General features: G+C 75.1%; 16 protein-coding genes and 1 riboswitch. Of the genes, 2 read left to right on the top strand and 14 right to left on the bottom strand.

The features are described from left to right. Positions 1–68: 68 nt before the first annotated feature. The 6 genes from eno to BMY40_RS18375 form a co-directional block, all read right to left on the bottom strand. Positions 69–1,358: a phosphopyruvate hydratase gene (eno, locus tag BMY40_RS18400; protein ID WP_093660932.1), complete on the bottom strand. Its 1,290-nt coding sequence runs from the start codon at positions 1,356–1,358 to the stop codon at positions 69–71. A gap of 263 nt (positions 1,359–1,621) precedes the next feature. Then, a complete protein-coding gene (locus tag BMY40_RS18395) occupies positions 1,622–2,347 on the bottom strand; it encodes a LysM peptidoglycan-binding domain-containing protein (RefSeq protein ID WP_093660930.1) in 726 nt (241 codons plus the stop codon). Between the two features lie 6 nt (positions 2,348–2,353). Continuing rightward, positions 2,354–2,524: riboswitch (cyclic di-AMP (ydaO/yuaA leader) on the bottom strand. 235 nt (positions 2,525–2,759) lie between these two features. Further along, entirely contained in the window at positions 2,760–3,704 is a 945-nt protein-coding gene (locus BMY40_RS28975) for a transglycosylase family protein (protein WP_281250793.1), read from the bottom strand. A 195-nt stretch (positions 3,705–3,899) separates the two neighbouring features. Beyond that, positions 3,900–5,201: a cytochrome P450 family protein gene (locus BMY40_RS18385; protein WP_093661079.1), complete on the bottom strand. Its 1,302-nt coding sequence runs from the start codon at positions 5,199–5,201 to the stop codon at positions 3,900–3,902. 99 nt (positions 5,202–5,300) lie between these two features. Further along, the gene (locus BMY40_RS18380; RefSeq protein WP_425443138.1) at positions 5,301–6,749 is read right to left on the bottom strand and encodes an MFS transporter; all 1,449 of its coding nucleotides are present in this window, start codon (positions 6,747–6,749) and stop codon (positions 5,301–5,303) included. 116 nt (positions 6,750–6,865) lie between these two features. Next, entirely contained in the window at positions 6,866–8,872 is a 2,007-nt protein-coding gene (locus BMY40_RS18375; protein ID WP_093660926.1) for a M48 family metalloprotease, read from the bottom strand. A gap of 494 nt (positions 8,873–9,366) precedes the next feature. Here BMY40_RS18375 and BMY40_RS18370 point away from each other — a divergent pair, with 494 nt between their 5' ends. Further along, positions 9,367–9,774 carry a DUF4190 domain-containing protein gene (locus BMY40_RS18370; RefSeq protein ID WP_093660924.1) on the top strand — a complete coding sequence of 136 codons (408 nt, stop codon included), beginning with the start codon at positions 9,367–9,369 and terminating at the stop codon, positions 9,772–9,774. Positions 9,775–9,940: 166 nt separating this feature from the next. Here the strand turns inward: BMY40_RS18370 and BMY40_RS18365 are convergent, their stop codons facing one another. From BMY40_RS18365 to BMY40_RS18340, 6 genes are all read right to left on the bottom strand, one after another. After that, on the bottom strand, positions 9,941–10,669 hold the full coding sequence (locus BMY40_RS18365; protein ID WP_093660922.1) for a lysoplasmalogenase: 729 nt from the start codon (positions 10,667–10,669) through the stop codon (positions 9,941–9,943). Between the two features lie 81 nt (positions 10,670–10,750). Beyond that, the gene (locus BMY40_RS18360) at positions 10,751–11,113 is read right to left on the bottom strand and encodes a DUF6479 family protein (RefSeq protein ID WP_093660920.1); all 363 of its coding nucleotides are present in this window, start codon (positions 11,111–11,113) and stop codon (positions 10,751–10,753) included. Between the two features lie 42 nt (positions 11,114–11,155). Next, on the bottom strand, positions 11,156–12,211 hold the full coding sequence (locus BMY40_RS18355) for a nucleoside triphosphate pyrophosphohydrolase (protein WP_093660918.1): 1,056 nt from the start codon (positions 12,209–12,211) through the stop codon (positions 11,156–11,158). 27 nt (positions 12,212–12,238) lie between these two features. Then, positions 12,239–14,536 (bottom strand): polysaccharide pyruvyl transferase family protein, encoded by a 2,298-nt coding sequence (locus BMY40_RS18350; protein WP_093660916.1) that lies wholly within the window; start codon positions 14,534–14,536, stop codon positions 12,239–12,241. Then, a complete protein-coding gene (locus BMY40_RS18345) occupies positions 14,533–15,948 on the bottom strand; it encodes a hypothetical protein (RefSeq protein ID WP_245770161.1) in 1,416 nt (471 codons plus the stop codon). Before BMY40_RS18345 ends, BMY40_RS18350 begins: the two co-directional genes overlap by 4 nt. Before the next feature lie 136 nt (positions 15,949–16,084). Further along, complete coding sequence (locus BMY40_RS18340) at positions 16,085–16,735, bottom strand: SurA N-terminal domain-containing protein (protein WP_093660914.1); 651 nt, start codon at positions 16,733–16,735, stop codon at positions 16,085–16,087. Between the two features lie 272 nt (positions 16,736–17,007). Here BMY40_RS18340 and BMY40_RS18335 point away from each other — a divergent pair, with 272 nt between their 5' ends. After that, positions 17,008–18,213, top strand: coding sequence for an acyltransferase (locus BMY40_RS18335; RefSeq protein ID WP_245770160.1), 1,206 nt, complete (start codon positions 17,008–17,010; stop codon positions 18,211–18,213). Positions 18,214–18,427: 214 nt separating this feature from the next. Here BMY40_RS18335 and BMY40_RS18330 read toward each other — a convergent pair whose 3' ends face one another. Continuing rightward, a complete protein-coding gene (locus tag BMY40_RS18330) occupies positions 18,428–19,903 on the bottom strand; it encodes an alpha-2,8-polysialyltransferase family protein (protein ID WP_245770159.1) in 1,476 nt (491 codons plus the stop codon). A 1-nt stretch (position 19,904) separates the two neighbouring features. After that, positions 19,905–20,888 carry a glycosyltransferase family 2 protein gene (locus tag BMY40_RS18325; RefSeq protein WP_093660910.1) on the bottom strand — a complete coding sequence of 328 codons (984 nt, stop codon included), beginning with the start codon at positions 20,886–20,888 and terminating at the stop codon, positions 19,905–19,907. Positions 20,889–21,060: the final 172 nt, after the last annotated feature.

Here is a 21,060-nt window from a genome sequence, read left to right as displayed (position 1 = left end):
CGCTTCCGGCGGCCGTGCTCACCGGTCCGCGGACCGGCCGTGCTCACCGGTCCGCGGAGCGGCTGTGCTCACCGGTCCGCGGAGCGGAACCGCGGGAACGCCGAGCGTCCGGCGTACACCGCGGCGTCGTCGAGGATCTCCTCGATGCGCAGCAGCTGGTTGTACTTGGCGACGCGCTCGGAGCGGGCCGGGGCGCCGGTCTTGATCTGGCCGCAGTTGGTGGCGACGGCCAGGTCGGCGATGGTGACGTCCTCGGTCTCGCCGGAGCGGTGGGACATCATGCACTTGAAGCCGTTGCGCTGGGCCAGCTCGACGGCGTCCAGCGTCTCGGTCAGGGAGCCGATCTGGTTGACCTTGACCAGCAGGGCGTTGGCGGCGCCCTCCTCGATGCCGCGGGCCAGGCGCTCGGGGTTGGTGACGAACAGGTCGTCACCGACGAGCTGGACCTTGTCGCCCAGGCGCTCGGTGATGGTCTTCCAGCCGTCCCAGTCGTCCTCGAACAGCGGGTCCTCGATGGAGACCAGCGGGTACGCCTCGGCCAGCTCGGCGTAGTAGTCGGTCATCTGGGCGGCGGTGCGCTCCTGGCCCTCGAAGACGTAACGGCCGTCCTTGTGGAACTCGGAGGCGGCGACGTCCAGGGCGAGGGCGACGTCCTGGCCGGGGGTGTAGCCGGCCTGCTTGATCGCCTCCAGGATGAGGTCGAGCGCCTCGCGGTTGGAGCCGAGGTTGGGGGCGAAGCCGCCCTCGTCGCCCAGCCCGGTGGAGAGGTTGCGCTCCTTCAGCACCTTCTTGAGGGTGTGGTAGACCTCGGTGCCCCAGCGCAGGGCCTCGGAGAAGGACTCGGCGCCGATCGGCGCGATCATGAACTCCTGGATGTCCACGTTGGAGTCGGCGTGCGATCCGCCGTTGAGGATGTTCATCATCGGCACCGGCAGCAGGTGCGCGTTCGGACCGCCGAGGTAGCGGAACAGCGGCAGGTCGGACGCCTCGGAGGCGGCGTGGGCGACGGCCAGCGAGACGCCGAGGATGGCGTTGGCGCCGAGGGAGGACTTGTCCGGGGTGGCGTCCAGGTCGAACATCGCCTGGTCGATCAGGCGCTGCTCGGTGGCGTCGTATCCCACCAGCTCCGGGCCGATCTGCTCGATGACGGCGAGGACGGCCTTCTCGACGCCCTTGCCGCCGTAGCGGCTCTTGTCTCCGTCACGCAGCTCAAGGGCCTCGAAGGCGCCCGTGGAGGCGCCGGACGGAACGGCTGCACGGCCGGTGCTGCCGTCGTCGAGGCCGACCTCGACCTCGACCGTGGGGTTGCCTCGCGAGTCGAGGATCTCGCGGGCCACTACGACGTCGATGGACGGCACGAGGGTCTCCTTCGTGTGTGTCGGGCGTGTGTGTCGGGTCTCAGTGCCCTGAGCCTATCCGGCCCGCGCACGCCACCTCGCCGACAGCCCGTGCCATACGGCGGAACGGAGGGTGAAATCGCAGCTCAGAGAGGGCGAGAGCATTTTGTTTCCAAATTGAATAAACCCGGTGCGGCGCGCCCTCCGCCAAGGGAGGTGACACACCGCACCGGGGTGGCGCCGCCGGGTGACGGGAGCGGCGCCGGGGCGGGCACAGCAGGGGATCAGACCCGGAGCTGCTGGCCGGGGAAGATCAGGTTGGGGTCGTCACCGATGACGTCGGCGTTGTCCTGGTGGATCTGCTGCCAGGTGGTGCCGTGGGCGGCGGCGATGGCGCGCAGCGTGTCGCCGGACTTGACCGTGTAGCCGGACTCGGCGCCGTCCCGGTGGCCGTCCGCCCGCTCGGAGGCGCCCTGCGACAGCGAACGGGACTGCTCCTGCGACTGCTCCTGGGACTGCTTCTGCGACTGGTTCTGCGACTGCGGGCGGGAGCGGTTCTGCGACTCGGAGTACGTCCGCCCGGTGCCGGGGCCGACGGAACGGCCGCCGCCCGGGTCCACCTCGGCCGCGGGCCCGTCGGCGGTGAGGCCGCCCTTCTCGGCGCAGGCCCAGGCCCGCGGCCCCTGCATGGCCAGCAGCCGCTCGGCCACGGCGATCTGCTGCTCCCTGGTGGCCAGGTCGGCGCGCGGCGCGTACCGGGTGCCGCCGGCGGCCTCCCAGCTGGACTGGGAGAACTGCAGTCCGCCGTAGTAGCCGTTGCCGGTGTTGATGGACCAGTCGCCGCCGGACTCGCACTGGGCCACCCGCTCCCAGGTGTCGACGGAGGCGGCCGAGGCGCCCGGCGCGCCCGCCACCGGAACGGCGATGGCGGCGCCCGCGGCGCCCGTCAGCGCGGCCGCGCGGACGGCTCTGGCGGTGCGGCTGTCGTGCCCCTTGCCGGTGAACAGCATGGACGTCCCTTATCTCACCGACGCCTGCGAGGTGAGCTGTCGGGTTCGGGCAGTGAGCAAGCCCGGCCGTCCGGGGCGCGGAGCCCCGGGCGACTTCACCCCAAGCCGCTTCGGACCGTGCGGTCCTGGGCGGCGCCTACCTGGTTCCCCCGCTCCTGCCATCGGCGCTGACGCGACGACTGCCCACCGGCCGCCGGCAGGATTCGGCGCTGCGGTCGGTGGCACTCGCGGTGCGAGCGACACGACGGTAAGCACACCGGGGCATACGCCTCAAAGCATGTCAGAAACCGGCGATTCACCCTTTCTGACGCCCGCACGGATGGAACCCGCAGGTCAGGTGAGGAGCATTAGGCCGGACAGGAACGACACGCCGCAGTCGCCCGGGAGGGTCATCCCGCAGGGCCGTCCGCACTCATCCGAGAGTGAGCTCCTGTCCCGGCAGGATCAGGTCCGGATCCTCGCCCACGACGTCCTTGTTGCTCTCGTACAGCCCGCTCCAGCCGCCCGGCACGCCGTGCTCCTGGGCGATCGTCACGAGCGAGTCCCCGGGGCGCACGAGATAGCCCTCGTCCGTCCCGCGGGCGCCCAGACCGCTCACGGTGCCCGCCAGCGCGGGGCGCTCGGCGCGGGCGGAGCGCTCGGCGGCCTCCCGGCCCTCCGGCGCCCGGCTCTCCGCCCCGCGTTCCAGCTCCAGTTCGCGCGGGTCGCGCTCGCCGCGGTGCTTTCCGGCGCCCTCCCCCGCCTCGGCGCGGGCGCCGTCCTTCGCACCGTCACCCTCGGCGCCGTCCTCCGTGCCGCCGCCCTTCGCGCCCTCGTCCCGGGCGCCGTCCTCCGTACCGCCGTCCTTCGGGGCCTTCCGCTCGTCCTCGGCGCCGTCCTTCGCGCGGCCGGAGCCGTCCTCGCCCTCACCGGCGGCCGGGGATTCCTCCTCCGCCGCGTCACCGCCCGGCAGGACGCCGTCCAGGAGGCCCCCGCCGCTCCCGCCGTCCCGCGCGTCCTCCTCCGGCAGGAGGTTGCCCGGGTCGATGGCCGGGGCCTCGCCGGTGGTGTCGTGGCGCAGCCCGGCGTTGACGCCGCACGAGGGCCAGGCCTCCGGCCCCTGGTCGGCGAGGATCTTCTCGGCCACCGCGATCTGCTGGCTGCGGCTGGCGAGGTCGGGGCGCTTGGCGTACGACGTACCGCCGTACTGCTCCCAGATCTCCTGGGTGAGCTGGAGGCCGCCGTAGTAGCCGTTGCCGGTGTCGGCGCTCCACAGGCCGCCGCTCTCGCACTGCGCGACCCGGTCCCAGGTGTCGAGGTCTGCCGCCTGCGCGCCCGCCGCCCCGAGCAGGGGGATGGCGAATCCCGCGCCGGTCACTCCTGCCGTGACGAAGATGGCGGGAGCCTGGCGGGGGCGGCGGTGTCTACCGTTCCCGGAAAGCATGTGTGGAGCCTCTCGTGCGTGGACAGACGACAAGGTCGAGCGGTTGACGGCTGAACGTAGCGTCACCGGGCCGATCATCACAAGTCAGTGTCTCGCAGATCACGCACAGATCACGTACATGACTGTGCGTCACCCGCGCACCGGCTCGAACTCCACCGGCAGTTCGCGCAGCCCTCGCATGATGAGGCCGCCCCGCCAGCGCAAATCGGCAGGTTCCGCCGCGAGCCGCAGGTCGGGGAGGCGTCCCAGCAGGGCCGTGAGAGCGATCCGCCCCTCCAGCCGCGCCAGCGGCGCCCCCAGGCAGTAGTGGATGCCGTGGCCGTATCCGAGGTGAGGATTGTCACCGCGCGTGAGGTCCAGGGTGTCCGGATCGGCGAACCTCGACGGGTCGCGGTCGGCGGCGGCCAGCACCACCAGCACCGGGTCGCCGGTGGCGATCCGCTGTCCGCCGATCTCCATCGGCTCGGTGGCGAACCGCCAGGTCGCCAGCTCCACCGGCCCGTCGTAGCGCAGCAGTTCCTCCACCGCCGTCTGCAGCAGCCCGGTGTCGCCCGCCGCCGACGCCTCCTGGAACATCCGCCGCTGCCCTGGGTGGCGCAGCAGCGCGTAGGTGCCGTTGCCGATGAGGTTGACGGTGGTCTCGAAACCGGCGAACAGCAGGATGAACGCCATCGCCGCGGCCTCGTTCTCCGTCAGGTGCTCGCCGTGGTCGCTCGCCCGGATCAGGCCGGAGATCAGGTCGTCGCCCAGGTCGCCGCGCTTGCGGTGGATCAGGTCGGCCAGGTACGCGCGCATCCGCTTCACCGCCCGGCCCACCCCGCCGCGCGGGCCGCCGCCGTGACGCAGCATCATGCCCGCCCAGTCGCGGAAGTCGTCCTGGTCCTCGGCCGGGACGCCGAGCATGTCGCAGATGGCGTAGATCGGCAGTGGGAACGCGAACTCGTGGATGAGGTCGGCGCTGCCGCGCGCCGCGAAGCCGTCGATGAGCCGGTCGGCCAGCTCCCGTACGCGCGGTTCGAAGGCCGCCACCCGGCGCGGGGTGAACGCCTTGGACACCAGCCGCCGCAGCCGGGTGTGGTCGGGCGGGTCGATGTTGAGCAGGTGCGTCATCAGGTTGGCGCTGCGCTCGCCCGGGATCCCCACCTTCCCCTTGCCGTGCGCGGCCTCGCTGTGGTGGACGGGGTTCTTGCTCAGCCGCGGGTCGGCCAGCGTCTCGCGCGCGTCCGCGTACCGCGTCACCAGCCACGCCTCCACCCCGCTGGGCAGCACGGTGCGGTGCACGGGCGCGTGCTCGCGCAGCCAGGCGTACGCGGGATAGGGGTCGGTGGCGAACTCGTGCGAGAACAGGGCGGGTGGGTGAGGAGCGGCAGGAGCGGGTGGGTGAGGAGCGGCAGGAGCGGGTGGGTGAGAAGCGGGCGGTACGGCGGGCATGGGCGGGGTGCGGTCGGCGCCGGCGTTCTCGTGGTCCACGCCTCCGACGCTAACGCGGCCCCCGTACGCCCGGCGGAGGGGGCCCGGCCGCCCGCCGCCTCACCGGACGCGGCGGCCCTCCCCCGGCAGCGTCAGCGCGACCAGCAGCAGACAGCACCCCAGGACCACCGCACCGGTGCGGAAGGCCAGGGCGTAACCGGGGGCGAGGGCGTCCGGGGCTTCGCCGGTGATCCGGGAGGCCGCGACGGTGGAGAGCACCGCCAGCCCCAGGGAGCCGCCCATGGTGCGGGAGGTGTTCACCATCGCCGAGACCACGCCCGCGTCCCGGTGCGGGGCGCCGGAGGTGGCCAGGGAGGCCAGCGGGGTGGCCAGGAGTCCGGTGCCGAGCATCGTGGTTATCCCCGGCCCCATCACCGTGGCCGCGTAGCCGCCGCCGGCGGCCATGACCGAGCTGAACCACAGGAAGCCGCACGCCGCCAGGGCCACGCCCGTCAGCGCGGTGTTACGGGCCCCGATCCGGTGCATCAGCCGGGGCGCGAGCTTGGAACCGGCGACGACGCTGAGCGAGTGCGGCAGGAACCCCAGGCCCGCCTGGAGGGGCGTGTAGAGCAGCACGTTCTGCATGTACAGCGACATGAAGTACCAGGAGGAGACCAGCGCCGCGCCGCACACGAACATCGCGGCGTTGGCGGCCGACACCGACGGCAGCCGGAACAGGCGCAGCGGCATCAGCGGCGCCCCGGCCCTGGACTCGACCGCGACGAACACCCCCAGCAGCGCCAGGCCGCCCAGCAGGGGCACGAGCGTGGCCGGCTCCGCCCAGCCGGCCGCCTCCGTCTGCACGATGCCGTAGGCCACCGCGCCGAGACCGCCGGTGACCAGCACCGCGCCGGGCACGTCGAGGCGGCGGGCGCCTCCGGCCGGATGGTCCGCCGACAGCCGGAGCGCCACCGCGAGCAGCACGAGCACGCCGATGGGCACGTTGACCAGCAGCACCCAGCGCCAGGACAGCGCCTCGGTGAGCACACCGCCGACGAACCCGCCCGCCGCGCCGCCCCCGGCGCCCACCGCCGTCCAGGTGCCGATGGCCCGGGCGCGGGCCGGCCCCTCCGGGACGGAGGTGGTGAGCAGGGTCAGGGTGGACGGGGCGAGGACGGCGGCCCCCGTCCCCTGCACGGCTCGCGCGGCCAGCAGTTGCCAGGACTCCTGCGCGAGACCCCCGGCGAGGCTGGCGGCGGTGAACAGGCCGAGCCCGGCCAGGAACACGCGCTTGCGCCCGAAGAGGTCGCCGGCCCGCCCGCCGAGCAGCATGAACCCGGCGAAGGTCAGCGTGTAGGTGTTGACCACCCACTGGAGCTGCTCGGCGTCCATCCGCAGCCCGTTGCGCATGGACGGCAGCGCCACGTTGACGACCGAGACGTCGAGCACGACGAGGAACTGCCCCGCGCACGCGGCGAGCACGACCAGCCACGGCGCCCGGGCCGGAGCCGGCACGGGTGTCCCCTGGGTTTCCCCGGCCTCGGCCGGACGCTTGACCATGGCACCCATGCTAGGGATCCGCCACCGGCCGCCCGGCCGGACCGGGCGACTCCGGTTCCGGCCTCGGTCCCGGCCTCGGTTCCGGCCCCGGTCCCGGCTCCTTCCGTGCGAGCCCGGCGGCCCGCTCACCGCGGCGACCGGAGCGCGGCGCCGGGGTCCGGTGTGACGACGGGGTCCGGGGTGGCGACGAGGTCGCCGATCGGCACGCAGTCGCCCGCCAGGCGGATCTCCCCCGGCCCGCACTCCACCGCCGTCACCGACGGAAGGGGCACGGGGACCGGCGGCACACCGGTCGGGAGCGGCGGCCGCGGGTGCGGCCGGTACGGGGAGGGGGGCGTGGAGAGGGGATTGACCGGTGTGCCGGGTCTGGAGGGCCGCTCCGTCACGTCGTCGCCGGTGACCAGGTTCCAGGTGAACACCGCCGTGACCGCCACCGCGGCAGCCAGCCCCGCCACACTGCCGTTCCGCCTGCCGTTCCGCCTGCCGGGCTCGTCGGCGCCGGTTCCGGCGGCGGGGGCGGCCCCGCCGGGCGGGCGGGCCATCGGGCCGGTGCGGTCCAGCGGCGCCGCGGTGTTGACGCCGCACAGGACGAGACGGGTGCGCAGCAGGGAGGCGGTGCCGGGGTCGGCCGCCGCCGACCGCGCCAGCTCCACCGCCTCCCGGGCCTCGTCGTCGTAGACGACCAGGGCGCTGGGCGCCGTCCAGCGCAGGCTCCACCCCGCCCGTCCGGCGCCCGTGAGCCCCTGGCCCACCAGGGTCTCGAGCGCCTGCTCCGGCGATCCGGGCAGGCCCCACTGGTCCGTGCCCCAGCCCGTGTCGTGCATCGCCTCGGCCAGCTCGGCGCCGCGCCCGGACTCCAGCAGCCCCAGGACGGCGTCCACGGTGGGCTCCGGCGGGGCGTCCGGCCGGGAGAGCAGGTCGAGGGGACCGCGCAGGTCCTCGACGGCCTGCACCATCTGCGCCTCGGCCGCGTCGTCCAGCCACTCCTGCCACGGCTGCCCGAGCCTGCGGGGCCCCGACGGCGGCAGGAGCGGGCGCAGCAGGGAGCCCCACACCCCGTCGGGGAGCCGGGCGTACGCCTCCGCCACCCGTCCTGCCTCCGGAGCGGACGGGGCGGGCTGTTCATGGGCGAGGGAGCCCCGGTCGTGGGCGAGGGCGGCCAGGCGGCGGCTCAGCGGCGGGTGGGAGTCCAGCCGGGAACGGGGCGGCTCCGGCATCCTGCTCCGCCACTCCCCGAGCGCCCGGGCGTAACCGGGATCGGCCAGCATCTCGGCGAAGGGGCGCAGCGGGTCGTCGGGCGTCAGCCCGCGCCCGACCATGGGGTCCAGCAGCCGGGCCCGGTAGTCGGCCCAGGCCGCGCCGACGGCGTGGACGGCGGTCAGGGCCGACGCCGTGGCCTCCCGTCCCACGACGGCCGCCGCGGCCGCGTCCGCCCGGAACTCCTGGCGCCGCCGCACGCCGAAGGTGACGGCGTCGAACAGCCATGCGTACACCCCCAGGACCCAGCCCTGGAGACCCGAGTAGCCCGCCACCAGGGCGTTGCCCCCAGCCGCCTCGGCGATGCCGGTGCGCGCCGTGTGCAGGGCGGCCGAGCCCCGGTAGGCGGTGGCCGCGAACCGGGTGTCCCGGCGCGCGTAGTGGCCCAGCTCGTGGCAGAGGACCGCCCGCAGCTCGTCCCCGCTCAGCCCCGCCAGCAGCGGTACGCCGATCTCCATGCGCCGGGCGGTCACCCCGGCGCCGAAACGGGTGTCCTCGCTGACGGAGGCGTTGGCCTCCAGCGTCAGCCGGATCTCGGTCGGCTCGGGCGCGCCGGCCGCACGCGCCAGGCCGGTGACCGTCTCCCACAGCTCCGGGGCCTGCCGCCGGGTGACCGCCCGGCCCTCGCCGGCGGCCGGGGCCCGCCCGCCGGAGAACAGTCCGCGCAGCACCGCCAGCACGGCCGGCAGACCGAAGGCGACGGCGTACAGCGGTGCCGGCGAGGTCATGCGGGTGCCGTCGACCAGCAGCACCCACAGCACACCGGCCGACAGCGCGGCGTAGCCCAGCACCAGTGCCCACGACACCGCGTAGAAGCCCCCCAGCAGAACGAGTGCCAGCGCGGTCCGCGCCCAGGCCCCCAGCGTCGCCCGCATCCCCGTCCGTCCCCCCTTCCCCGCACGGCCGCCCCCGCACGGTCCTCCCGTACGGCCCGCCGTCGCACGGCCCTCGCTGTCATCGTCCCCACCGGCGGCGCGGCGGAAGCCGGAAGCGCGCCATCGGCGGCGCGGGCCGCCGGAGCCGTGGTTCCCGGGCGGGGCTCCGGCCACCTGCGCGCCCGGTGTCCGGCCCGCTCCCGCCGACGGCGTGCCACCGTCGCGCGGAATCGTCCTGAAACAGCCCCCCGCGCACCGCCCGTGCGGGCTCTCCCCCACCGATGGCGGGCCGGCTGTTTGCGGCGCACAGGGGCGGGAAGCCGGGCTACCGAACCAGCACCCTCTACGCAAAAGGGCGTTGGCGCGCCCTTGTCCGTACGGGAAAAGCGGGTCTCCGTGCCGGCACCCCGTCCGGGCACGGGCACAGCAGTGGGAAACCGGCGGTGGGACAGGGCCCGCCCGTCTCCCGCCCATCCGACCGAAAGGACGCCGCAGTGGCTTCGTACTCCTCACCGCAGGACTACCCCGGCACTCCGGGACCGGCCGGGCGGCCGCCCCGCAACGGGCTGGGCATCGCCGCCCTCGTGGTCGGCGTGATCGGCCTGCTGCTGTTCTGGACCCTCATCGGCGGTGTGCTGCTGGGCATCACGGCCATCGTGCTGGGCGTCATCGGCTACCGCCGCGTCAAGAAGGGCGAGGCGACCAACGGCGCGATGGCCCTGATCGGCGCCATCGCGGGCGCCATCGCACTGGTGGCGTCCGTCGCCGTCATCGCCGCCGGGGTCTCCTTCCTGAACTCCGACGAGTTCGGCAGCTACGAGGAGTGCGTACGGAACGCCGACAGCGTCTCCGAGCGCGAGCAGTGCGCGGTGGACTTCCGCGAGGAGCTCGAGCAGCGCTGAGCCGGGCGCGCGCACGGCACGCGAGGCACGGCGTGGTCCCTGCCGCCTCCCGGGGAGGCGGCAGGGACCGCGTACGTCTCAGGGACGGCTGCGGCGGCCCGCCCGGACCGCCGTGGCGAACGACGACCGGGCGGGAGCGCACCCGCCGACGGCGCAAGCACCCGGATCACGGCGTGACGGGCCAGCCGGTGGTGATCAGGTACTGGCCGAAGAGGTAGCCCGCCATGATCGCCACCTCCTGGCCGGGGAAGACGTGCCCGGCGGCCCGGAGGCCGATCAGCAGGTCCGAGCCGAGGAAGGCCAGTGCTCCCGTGCCCGCGCGGGCGCCGGTGCCCAGGGCGGTGACGGCCATGGCCGTCAGGGCGAGGCTGTAGCCCGCCACCGGCGCGCGCAGCCTCTTGTCCAGCCCCGGGGCGACGGCGGCGTTGGCCGCGGCCCAGCCGGCCAGGCCGGCGGCCGCGATCCAGGGGCGGCGGCGCAGTCCCGTCAGCGCGCCCCGGCGCAGGTAGCCGGCCGTGTAGCTGACCTGGGTGCCCAGGAACGCGGCCATGCCCAGGAGGAAGGCGGGCTCGTACTCGTCCGCGAGCAGCGCGGTGTCACCGGCCGTGGCGCAGGCCAGCCCGGCCAGCAGGGTCCCCGGTACGGGGGCGTCCGCCGTCTCGCGGCGGCGCAGCACGTGGGCGGCCAGCGACGGCATCAGCAGCGGCTTGCCCGCGCGGGCGGCGCCGCGCGGGCGCCGGGCGGTGGCCAGCAGGTCGGCCGCCGCGAGCGCGCCGAAGGCGGCCAGCGCGCCCCGGCCGTGCCCGTCGGGGCGGGCGAGCCGGGCCGCCGCACGGCGGGTGCGGCACGCGCCGCGCTCCAGGGCCGTCGCGAGGATCGTCACAGGGGTGGTCATGAGGGCACAGTCTGTCGGCCCTCCCGGCACGCATCAACGGTCCGGCCGGGCCGGGCGCCGACCGGACCGGGTGCGGCCGGATCAGGTGTGGCCGGGACCGCCGGAGCCGAAGCCGCCGCTGCTGCCGGGGCTCCAGGTGGGGCGCTTGTTCGGGTCGGCGGGGTGGGTGTCCTCGTGCTCCTGGAGCTCGTGCGGGAGCCGGCGCCTGCCGTCGCGGGGCAGCGCCTCGTCGTCGCGGACGCCGTCCTCGTAGACGATCGGCTCGTCCGGGCACTCGGTCGGGGTGGAGACCCCCTCGTCGCCGCGCTTGAGCAGGCGCAGCCCGTACACCACGGCCAGGACCAGCAGGGTCGCCACCACGATTCCCGCGATGAGGGGGCCGATGCCGATCGTCAGATCGGAAGCGGCCAGTGGGATGTGATCCGCTGCGTAGATGCCGTTCATGGCCTTCGCGTACCCCCGTGCGGCCCGGTCACTCGGCCCGGGTCACTCCTGCCGGTCTCCGGCTCCCGGGGCCGCTGTGCCCGCCCTGAGGGCGCTCTCGGCCGCCCGTATGGCGTCCCGGTAGGTGCGGGCCGCCGCCCGCAGGGCCGTCTCGGGGTCGGTGCCCTCGGCCTCGGCCCGGGCGGCCAGGGCCAGCAGCTCGTAGCCGACGCCCTCGCCCGCCGGGAGGGCGTCGACGCCCGCGGTGCGGGCCCGGCCCGCCAGCTTCGCCGCCAGGGCGAGGGCGGGCTGGCCCAGCGGGATGCCCTCGGTGACCGACTCGCGCCGCTTCTCGACCGCCTTGGTGCGCAGCCAGTGGGCCTTGACCTCCTCCGGCGTGCTCGCGGTCTCGTCGCCGAAGACGTGGGGGTGGCGGTGCACCAGCTTCTCCACGATCGCGGCCGCCACGTCGTCGACGGAGAACGGCTCGTCGGGGTCGTCCTGGGCGATGCGGGCGTGGAAGACCACCTGGAGCAGCACGTCGCCCAGCTCCTCGCGCAGGGCCTCGCGGTCGCCCTCCTCGATGGCCTCGACCAGCTCGTACGCCTCCTCGATGCCGTACTTCACCAGGTCCTCGCTGGTGCGGGTGCCGCTCCAGGGGCACTCGGCGCGGATGCGGTCCATGACCTGCACCAGGTCCAGCAGGCGGGCGCCGGGCAGGTCGTAGGAGCCGGGCAGCAGCTCCAGTTCGGGCATCGCCTCGCGGCCGGAGCCGGCCAGGCGGGCCAGGCCGTCGGTCAGGCGCGGTTCGCCCTCGGCGCCGGCGAGGACCACCACCGTCCGCCCGCCGCCCGCCTCCCGGGCGCCGCCGGCTCCGTCCGCGCCCGTGCAGGCGTCCACCAGCTCACGGGCGGTGGGCCGGGCGATCTCCACCTCGACGCCCGCCTCCCGGACGTACGGCAGCTGCGGGTGGCCGGGGTCCGGGCACAGGACGCGGTCGGCCGTGCGCAGCGCCTGCCAGGCGGGCCAGGACAGCAGTCCGGGCGCGACGCGGTGGCTGGTGGTGAGCAGGACGATGCGGCCGGTGGCCGGGGCGGGTGCGGCGCTGGAGGGGTTCACGCCCCGAACGTAACCGATCGGCGCCGGTCACCGTGCGGGGGCCGGCGGGCCGGGGTCGGCGAGGCCGGCGGCCTCCACGGGGACGCCCAGGCACCGCTCCAGCTCGGCGAGGTTGGCGCGGGTGGTCTCCCACAGCAGCCGCTGCCGCCCCAGGACGTCGGCCACCGCCGCGTCGTGGTCGTCCAGCAGCGCCGCGGCCCGCTCGGCCAGCTTCGCGCCCAGGTCCCGGTCGTGCACGGACAGCCCCCACTCGGGGCGGTCGATGTCGGCCAGGAAGTACGCCAGCTTGGGGTGCGAGATCAGGCTGAGGACCGGGGTGCCGCAGCCGAAGGGGATCATCCCGGCGTGCCCGCGCATCCCGATGACCAGGCGGGTGCGGCGGAAGCGCTCGTAGATCTCGGCGTTAGGCAGGTCGTAGAGCGGTTCGACGGGCAGCGCGATGCCGTGCTCCCGGCGCAGGTCGTGCACGAAGCGCTCGTCGGCGGGCGTGTGGGGCGCGTACCGCACCTCCGCGCGCTTGCCCAGTTCGCGCACCGCGGCGGCCGTCTCGGCCAGGAAGTGGCCGTAGTCGTGGCCGAATCGCAGGCCCGCGCGGTCGTACGCGCAGTTGAGCAGCACGGTGTCGTCGCGCCGCACGGGGTCGGTCCAGCCGGGCGAGAGCCTGCGCAGCACGGTGGTGGGGCACGGCTGGTAGCGCACCTTCTCGCGCAGGGAGGGGGGCAGCAGCGCCCGGACGCGTTCGACCGAGCCGTGGTTGCGCAGGCCGAAGAACGCCGACTTCTCCACCAGGGTCCGCAGGCTCTCGGTGAACCGGGTGCGGCGGTACGCCTGGCCGTCGAAGACGTTGTAGCCGACCGCGAGGACCGCCAGCGGCACGGTGATCCGCTCCAGCATCGCGTCGGGGACGTTCCACTGCCAGGCGCTGTTGCCGTTGGGCCAGGTGTCGGGGAGGAAGAGTCCGCCGCCGCCGACGACCAGGGCGCGGCGGGCGTTCACGCGCTCCAGGGCCACCTCGTCGAAGAGGCGGTGTACCGGCACCGGCAGCCAGCGGCGCGGTCCGGTGTCGGCGCCGAAGCACAGCCGTACGGCCTCGGGGAGCACCTTGTCGCCCGCGTTCTCCTGGCCGGAGGCGAACAGCGCCACGTGCGCGAGCTGCCCGTCGCCGGGGACGTCGGGGGCGGGCTCGCCCGGCAGCAGGGCCAGGTCGCGGCAGGTGCGGTTGACGGGCTCGGCGTCGAGCCCCTCGCGGGCGTACGCGCGGGCCGCGTCGTCGTCGCCGCGCAGCCACGCCAGCCGCGCCAGCCGGCTGAACGCCTTCGGCGCGACCGCGGGCGAGGCGGTGGCCAGCAGCAGATGGGTCTCGGCCTCGGCATGGCGGGACTCGGCCATCAGCGCGCTGCCCAGCGTCTCGTGGAAGCGCGGCTGGTCGGCCCTGGGGGTGACCGACAGCAGCACCTCGACGGCCTCGCGGTAGCGGCCCTCCTCGGTGTGGACGAGGGCGAGCGCGCGGGCCAGGTCGACGGTGGCGCCGCGCTCCAGCAGGGGGCGGGCGAGATGGGTGAGGAGGGCGGGGTGTTTGGGGCCGGGGAGGGAGCAGTAGGCGGTGCGGAAGTCGTCGTCGGCCATCTCGTAGCGGGCGCGGGCGCGCTCGGCGGGGCCGTGCCCCTCCCCGTGTCCGGTGCCGGTGCCTTCCGCGCCGCCGAACCGCAGGATCACCGTTCCCTCGGGGACGGGCAGGCCGCCGTGCAGGCGCCGGACGGGGAAGTCGTGGCGGCCGTCGAGGGGCACGACGCACCCGGGTACGCCGTCGCCGGCCAGCCGGGCGCGGGTGGAGTCGGCGAGCCACTCCCGCTGGAGGACCAGCAGGCCCTCGTCCGCCTGCACGCGGGGCTCGCCGGAGGGCATGGGCAGCTGCGGGACCGCGCCCACGCCGTGGCGCAGCCGCAGGAGGGGGCCGATGTCGCCCAGCACCACCATGTCCGGGCCCAGCACGATCACGGTGTCGTACCCGTGCGCCCGCAGTACCTCCCAGCGCCCGTGCCGCGTCTCGCGTGCGGTGATCCGGGGGTGCAGGCGCCGGGCGGCGTCCAGGGCGGAGTCGGGCAGCCCGGGGTGGAGGAGGAGGAAGTCCTCGCAGACGCGGGGGTTGGTCAGCGCCAGGCTGCGCAGCAGGGTCAGCAGGCCGGGGAGGGTGTCCTCGTCGGCGTGGCAGGCGAAGGCGATACGGCGCCTGCCGGTCAGGGCGGCGGTGTCGGTGGCGTCGGCAGCGGCGGCGGTGCCTGCTTCGGTACCGGCGGCGGGCGGGGGCGCGGGGGCGGCGGTCATCGCAGGGAGATCCTCGTCGTGGTGCTGTCCTCGGCCCGGGCCTCGGCCCAGGCGCGTTCGGCGGGGCGCAGCCGGCCGGGGCCCGGCAGGTCGAAGCCGATCAGGTCCACGGCCTGGCAGACGCCCAGGAAGTCCAGCAGCCGCAGCATCGTGAAGGCGGTGGTCGGGCCGGGGTCCGCGGCGCTCTCGCCGATCAGCGCCGGATCGGTCACCGGGTGGCGGAGCGAGGCGTCGCCGACGCGGCGCTGCGCACCGGGGACCAGCCGCCGTACCGCGCGCAGCCACTCCTCGGCCGGATCGCCGAACACCAGCCGGATGCCGACCCGGTGGTCCAGGCGCGCGGTGGTGCGGTGGGAGAGGGCGTGGATGTCGGTGCGCTCCCCCGCGCCGGGAACGTCCAGGGGGAAGGCGTCGCAGCGGACGACGAGGTCGTAGGCGTCGATCCCGGCGTCCGGCACGTGGTCGGCGAGCCGCGGGGTGTTCGCCACCAGGCACACCGTCCGGCCCGCCACGGCGTTGCGCAGGTCGCCGACCGCGAGCGGCTCCCCGTCGCCCCCGCCCTCGCCCCTGCCGCTCCCGCCGCCGAGGAGGGGGTCGGGCATCCGGTCCCGCTCGGCCAGCCGGCAGTACGCGGCGTACAGCGCGGCGAGGTCCCTTACGGCGGGGTCGGCCGCGCCGCGCTCGCGCAGGCGGTGGTCCATGTAGGCGGTGAAGGCGGCGCGGACCTCGGACGCCGGCAGGCCGCCTCCGGCCGCCTCGGCGAAGGCGCGGGCCTCGGGGCAGTCGTCGGCGGGGAACAGCCGCAGGGCGCCGGCCAGGCACTCCCGCCGCTCGGTGAGCGCGGCCAGGCGGGCGGCGGCGGCACGGGTGCCCGGGCCGGGCTCGGACAGGGCCAGGTGGCGCTCGTACGCCTCGGCGGCCTCGGCGCCGCGTCCCATTCCCTCCAGGGCGCGGGCGCGCAGCAGCCAGGCGGCCCTGGAGTTGCGGCGGACGGTCAGGGCGGCGTCGGCCAGGAGGAGGGCGAGCCGGAGGTCGCGGGCGTCCGCCGCGGGGTGCCCGGCCGTCTCCCCCGCCGGGCACCCCGCCGCGTCGAGGGCCGCGTCACCGGCGCGCAGCAGGGCGTCGAAGGACTCCTTGTCCACGACCGGGCCGGAGGAGCGCCCGGCGGCCGCGCCGCGGACGGTGTGCGCGGCGATCAGGGCGCCGAGCGCGGCGACCAGGCGGGTGCGCCCCGCGTCCGGCCGCCCGCCCGGCCCGGTGGACGGCCCGGTGAGTTCGGCGAGCCGGTCCGCGCAGGCGCGGACGCATCCGGTGAGCGCGGCGCGCGCCTCGGCCTCGCGCGCGGCGCCCGGCCGCAGGAGCGGGATCCCCGGCCACGCCCGCGGCGCGGCACCGGGCCTCTTCGTCCTCATGTCTCTCCACTGTTCGGCGGCGGGAGGCCGAACAGTGCCCGACCGCCGCGCGGCGTGTGTGACGCCGCGTCGGCTTCCGGGTGAACAGTGGCGGAACCGTCGGCGAGGACCGGCGGGCCGGGCCGGGGACCGGCCGTCAGGCGGGCTGCTGCGGGTCCGGGTTGGAGACGTTCCTGATCCACGGCTCCTTGGTGTCGGCCAGGGTGATCTGCTTGTCGTCCCAGGCGCCGAAGCGCGGGTTGACGGTCACGTCCAGCTCCTCGGAGGCCTCCGCCAGCGCCTGTGTGATCTCCTGCTGGCCCTGCGGGGTCTGGAGGTTGGCGCCCAGCTTCTCCGCCAGCTTCTGGACCAGCAGCTGGGAGCGCACCGCCCGGTCGATCTCGTCGGGTGCCACGGCCCGCTGCTGGAGCATCATCGCCTCCAGTTCCTCGGGGCCGCCCACGTTGCGCTCGGCCTCCTCGCGCGCCCGCTGGATCTCACCGCGGTTGACCGTCACCCCGGCGTCCTCGGCGGCCCGCTCCAGCACCCGCTCGAAGACCAGGGAGCTGACCGTGCCGCGGGTGAGCTGCTCGGTGTTCCTGATCAGTTCGGCGCTGCGGTCCGACTCGTTCTGCGCGGCCCGTACGGCCCGCACCTGCGACTGCACCTGCCCCATCGTGATCCGCTCACCGCCGACGACGGCCGCCGCGCCCGGGTGGGCTTCGCTGCCGCACGCGGTCAGCAGCGGCGCCGCGACGAGCACCGCCACCGCGGCTGAGAGGGAGAGCGAGGTCCTGCGGCGGAACATTGAGCCTCCTGAGTGCGGCTGTGGAACGGGTGGTGTGGACGGTGCTGGGGAACACCTGTGCAATGCCGTCCCGGCGATGATCGATGCTAGGCAGTCGGCGTGACTCCCACCACCGTTTCGGCACTGTTTCGGCAAACGAGCCGACGGCCGCGGGGATGCGCCGCCCGCCCGGCTCCGGGACGGGCGGCGGCCCGGGGCGGGGCGGGGGCGGCTCCGGCAGTGTTCGCCCGTCGTTACCATTCCGTACACCCGGGTGCCCGAGAGTGGCCTCCGTGTCCAACGAAACAGCCGTGCAGACCCCGGAGCGCGGCCCCGACGCCGGTGCGGGCTCCGGGCAGAGCGACCTCGCGCGGAACGCGCCCCTCCACGGAGTCCCGGCGCCCGCCGCCCACCCGTCCTCCTCCGCTCCCGCCCCCGTCTCCGCGCCGGCGCCCGCGTCCGCGTCCGCGCCCCGCGAGCACCGGCACGACATCGACCTGATGCGGCTGGTCTGCTCGGTCGCGGTGATACTGGGCCACATCGGCGGCGTGTTCATCGCCGCGGTCGAGCGGCAGGAGGCGAACGGGCCCGGCGCCTACTGGACCGGGCACATCGTTGAGGCGCTCAACCCGTTCGCGGTGCCGATGTACTTCGCCATCGCCGGGTGGGCGGTGCTGGTCGGCGCACCGCCGCGCGACAGCCGCCGCATGTGGCAACGGATCGTGCGCAACTCGGTGCCGCTGTTCGTCTGGACGGCCCTCTACCTGCTGTGGGGCCGGGCGTGGGGCACCAACGACGGGCCGGTGTCGCGGCTCGCGCTGGAGGCCGTGTTCGGGTCGGTGCGGCCCGCGTACCACCTGTGGTTCATGTACGCCTACATCCCGCTGATCGCCGCCCTGGCCTTCGTGGTGCTCGTACGGGCCGGGAAGCGGCCGTGGGGCCTGGGCGCGGTGCTGCTGGTGCTCGCGTCGGCGCCCTCCCTCATGGGGGACCTGGAGCGGTGGACCGGCTGGGACCTGCCGCGCTTCGGCTGGGGCTTCGGTGTCTACCAGGTGGCGTACGCGCTGGGCGGCGCGATGCTGTTCGCCCTGCCGGCCGGGGCCCTGGGCCGCCTGGCGGGACGCCGGTGGGTGTGGGCGGTGCCGATGGCGCTGACGGCGGCCGGGGTGCTCTGGTACCACACCCGCGTCCACTACGTGATCCCCAACGCACACCTCCTGGTCGCCGTGATGACCGGCTGCGTGCTGCTCATGGTGACCCGGGTGCGGGTGCCGGAGCGCTGGGTCCCGCTGCTGTCGAAGCTGGCGGGAGCCTCGCTGGGCGCCTACATGGTGCATGTGATGGTGATCTCGGCGATCGTGGAGCCGCTGGTCTCCGCGGATGTGCCGGGTGCGGTGGCGGGGCCGCTGTTCGTGGCGCTGCTGGCCGCCACGGTCGCGGTGTCGTTCGGCGCGAGCCTGCTGTGGGGGCGGCTGGGGCTCCGCAGGTATCTGGGCTAGCCGGCACGGGTCCACGTGGGCACGGGTCCACGGGGCCGGGCCGGAGCCCCGGCGGGTTCCGGCCCGGCCCCGTGCCGGCTCGCAGCGCGTGGTTCGCGGTCCTGTTCGGGTGCGGTCCGGGCGCGCTTCGGGCGAGGCTCACGGCAGCACGGGGCCGGGCCGGTGCCGGACCACGGCCCCGGCCCGGCTCATGTGCTCCGGGTGCCGGGCCCGCTCACTTCCCGCGGGCGCGGGCGGTCGCCGCCCGCTTGACCCGGCGCGCGGCGCGCAGCGCGTGGTCGCTGCCCGGCAGACGGCGCACCAGGCCGGGCGTGAGCCCGCCGGGCAGGCCGAGCGCGGTCAGACGGCGCCGCTTGAAGTAGCGGGCCGTGGTGTCGTCCAGGTGGGCGGTCAGCCACGCCTCGGCCTCGGCGCGCAGGGCGGGGTAGCGCTCGGCCTGCATGCAGTACCCGACGGCCCGCACCAGCGGCTCGGCCCGCCGCACCGCCTCCCCGGACTCGGTGACCACCTCGCCGCGCGCCCCCTCTCCCGCGCCCGGGGCCTCCAGATCGGGCACGAGGGCGTCTACGAGGGTCAGCGGGACGCGGTTGCTGTTCTGGTACGGCGTCAGCCGGTCCAGCAGCGGCCCGGTGCCCACCCGGGCGACGGGCACGCCGTACAGGGCGGAGGCGGTGAGCAGCGCGGTGGAGAAGCAGCCCACGACCAGCTTCGGGTGGCACCGCCGGAAGACGGTCTCGGCCAGCATCGGCCGCTCGGGCACCACCAGCCGTACGCCGGTGTCCGCGGCGGCCTTGTCCAGCACCCTGGAGTAGCGGGCGGGCGCGGTGGGGTGGGGCTTGAAGAGGACCGCGCGGTGCCCGGCCGCGGCCGCGCCGCGCAGCATCCGCTCGTGCAGCGCCTCCTCCTCGTCCACGGTGAGGATGCCCAGCGCCGCCAGGTACTGGCCCAGCAGTACGGCGGTGGGCAGGCCCTCGCCGTCCGGGTCGAGTTCAGCGTCCAGGCCGTCGTCCCCGGCGGCGTCGTCGAGCTCGTCCAGGACGGAGCGGAAGACCTCGTTCGGCACCAGCTCGGACGGCACCCCGTACTCGGTCAGCAGCAGGGGTGTCAGGCCGGGCACCAGATCGAGGTGGAGCAGCCGCTGGATGCGGCAGGCCAGGGTTTGCGGCAGTTTCTCGCGGGTGGGGCCGTAGCTCATCAGGCCGTCGGCGTAGACGTGGACGGAGGCGCTCGCGAAGATCGCGGCCAGCGCCTTCGCCGGGCTGACGTGCACGGACTCCACGACGAGGTCCATCGGCCCGTCGCCCAGGTCCCAGCTCGCGCGGAACATCCGCTCCCACAGCGGGCAGTCGTTGCCCGCCGGGCTCCAGGTGCTGGGGTGGTGGGGGCGGATGGCGTCGTTCCAGTCGACCACCCGGTCGAAGCGGGCGGTCAGCCGGTGCCAGCCGCGCATGCCGTCCAGCCGGGAGGCGGTCTCGGGCACCTCGGCGTTGTTGGAGACCAGCAGGACGCGCAGCGTCCGGTGCCACGGCCCGAACAGGCCCGCGTCCAGGGCGGCGGCGAGCGTGGCGGCGCCGTAGAGGGTGGAGACCTCGAAGACCTGGACGCGGGTGCGCGCGCCCGCGCCGCTCCCGGAGGTGTCCCCGATGCCGATGGGTCCCCTGGCTCCCGTGTTGCCCGTGGTGTCAGCCATGTCAGGCCGCCTTCCGTGCCGTGCCGCCCAGCAGCCGCCGCAGCGTCCTGGCGCGCTCGTGGTCCATCGACGTCAGGGTCCGCTCCAGCACCTCGCCCGGCATCCGGCGCAGCGCCGCCGCCGACTCGTGCTTCAGCCGCCGCGCGGCCGCGGGCTCGTAGCGGTGGGCGTTCGCCGCGTGGAAGGCGAGCATGGCGCAGTAGGTCCGCACGATCTTGGGCAGGAAGCGCTCGGCCTCGCGGTCGGCGGCGACCTCGGCCAGGATCAGGTCGTGGGCCGGTATGAAGTCCAGTTGCCGGGCGTCGCGGATCTGGGTCAGCGAGGTGGTGACCCCGCGCCGGTAGAAGACGCCGAGCAGGCCGACCGTCGCGAACGTCTTCGCCCGCAGATGGAGCTGCCACATGAAGACGCGGTCCTCGGCGGTTCGCAGGTGGGTGGTGAACCGCATGCCCAGGCCGTCACCGCCGGTCTCGAACAGGCGGCGGCGGTAGATCCCGGCCCAGACGAAGGGGTAGTCCACCATCGTCTCCATCTCGGCCGGCGCGATGGCGTCCCGCGTGCTCAGCACCGCGTCCCGCCGCCGCGCCGGGGCCCGCTTGACGACCCGGTCGCGGCCGGTGGACTGCACGTGGTCGGTGCGCACGAAGTCGCAGTCCAGCTCCTCGACGGCGTGGAGCAGGTCGCGCAGGTATCCGGGCGCGTACCAGTCGTCGCCGTCGAGGAAGGTCAGGTACTCGCCCTCGGCGGCCTCGATGCCGGTGTTGCGGGCCTGGGCGATCCCCCGGTTCTCCTCGTGCCGCAACAGCCGGGCGCGCGGCAGACCGGTCACGGCCCGGTCGAGGATCTCCGCGGTGGCGTCCGTGGAGCAGTCGTCGACCAGGATGAACTCCGTCCCCGGCCGCGCGTTGGCCGCGAGGCTGCGCAGGGTGTCCTGCGCGTACTCCTGGACGTTGTGGAAGGGGACGATCACTGAGAGCTTCGGCACGTGGTTTCCAGACGCTGCGGACAGGGCGGCGGGCCGGACCCCCACCGTCCACGGCTGCCGGCCCCGCAGGGCGAGGCTAGCCACACGCCGGTCACGCCGGATGCCGTCGAGGGGACACCCGGGTGAACTCTGAACGTACGATCGGTGGATGACCTTCCGAAGGGCCGTCCGA

It is taken from the genome of Streptomyces radiopugnans, assembly GCF_900110735.1.
In the GTDB taxonomy this organism is placed as follows: domain Bacteria; phylum Actinomycetota; class Actinomycetes; order Streptomycetales; family Streptomycetaceae; genus Streptomyces; species Streptomyces radiopugnans.
The sequence above is the reverse complement of the archived record's forward strand: the minus strand, read 5'-3'. Positions and strand labels throughout refer to the sequence as shown.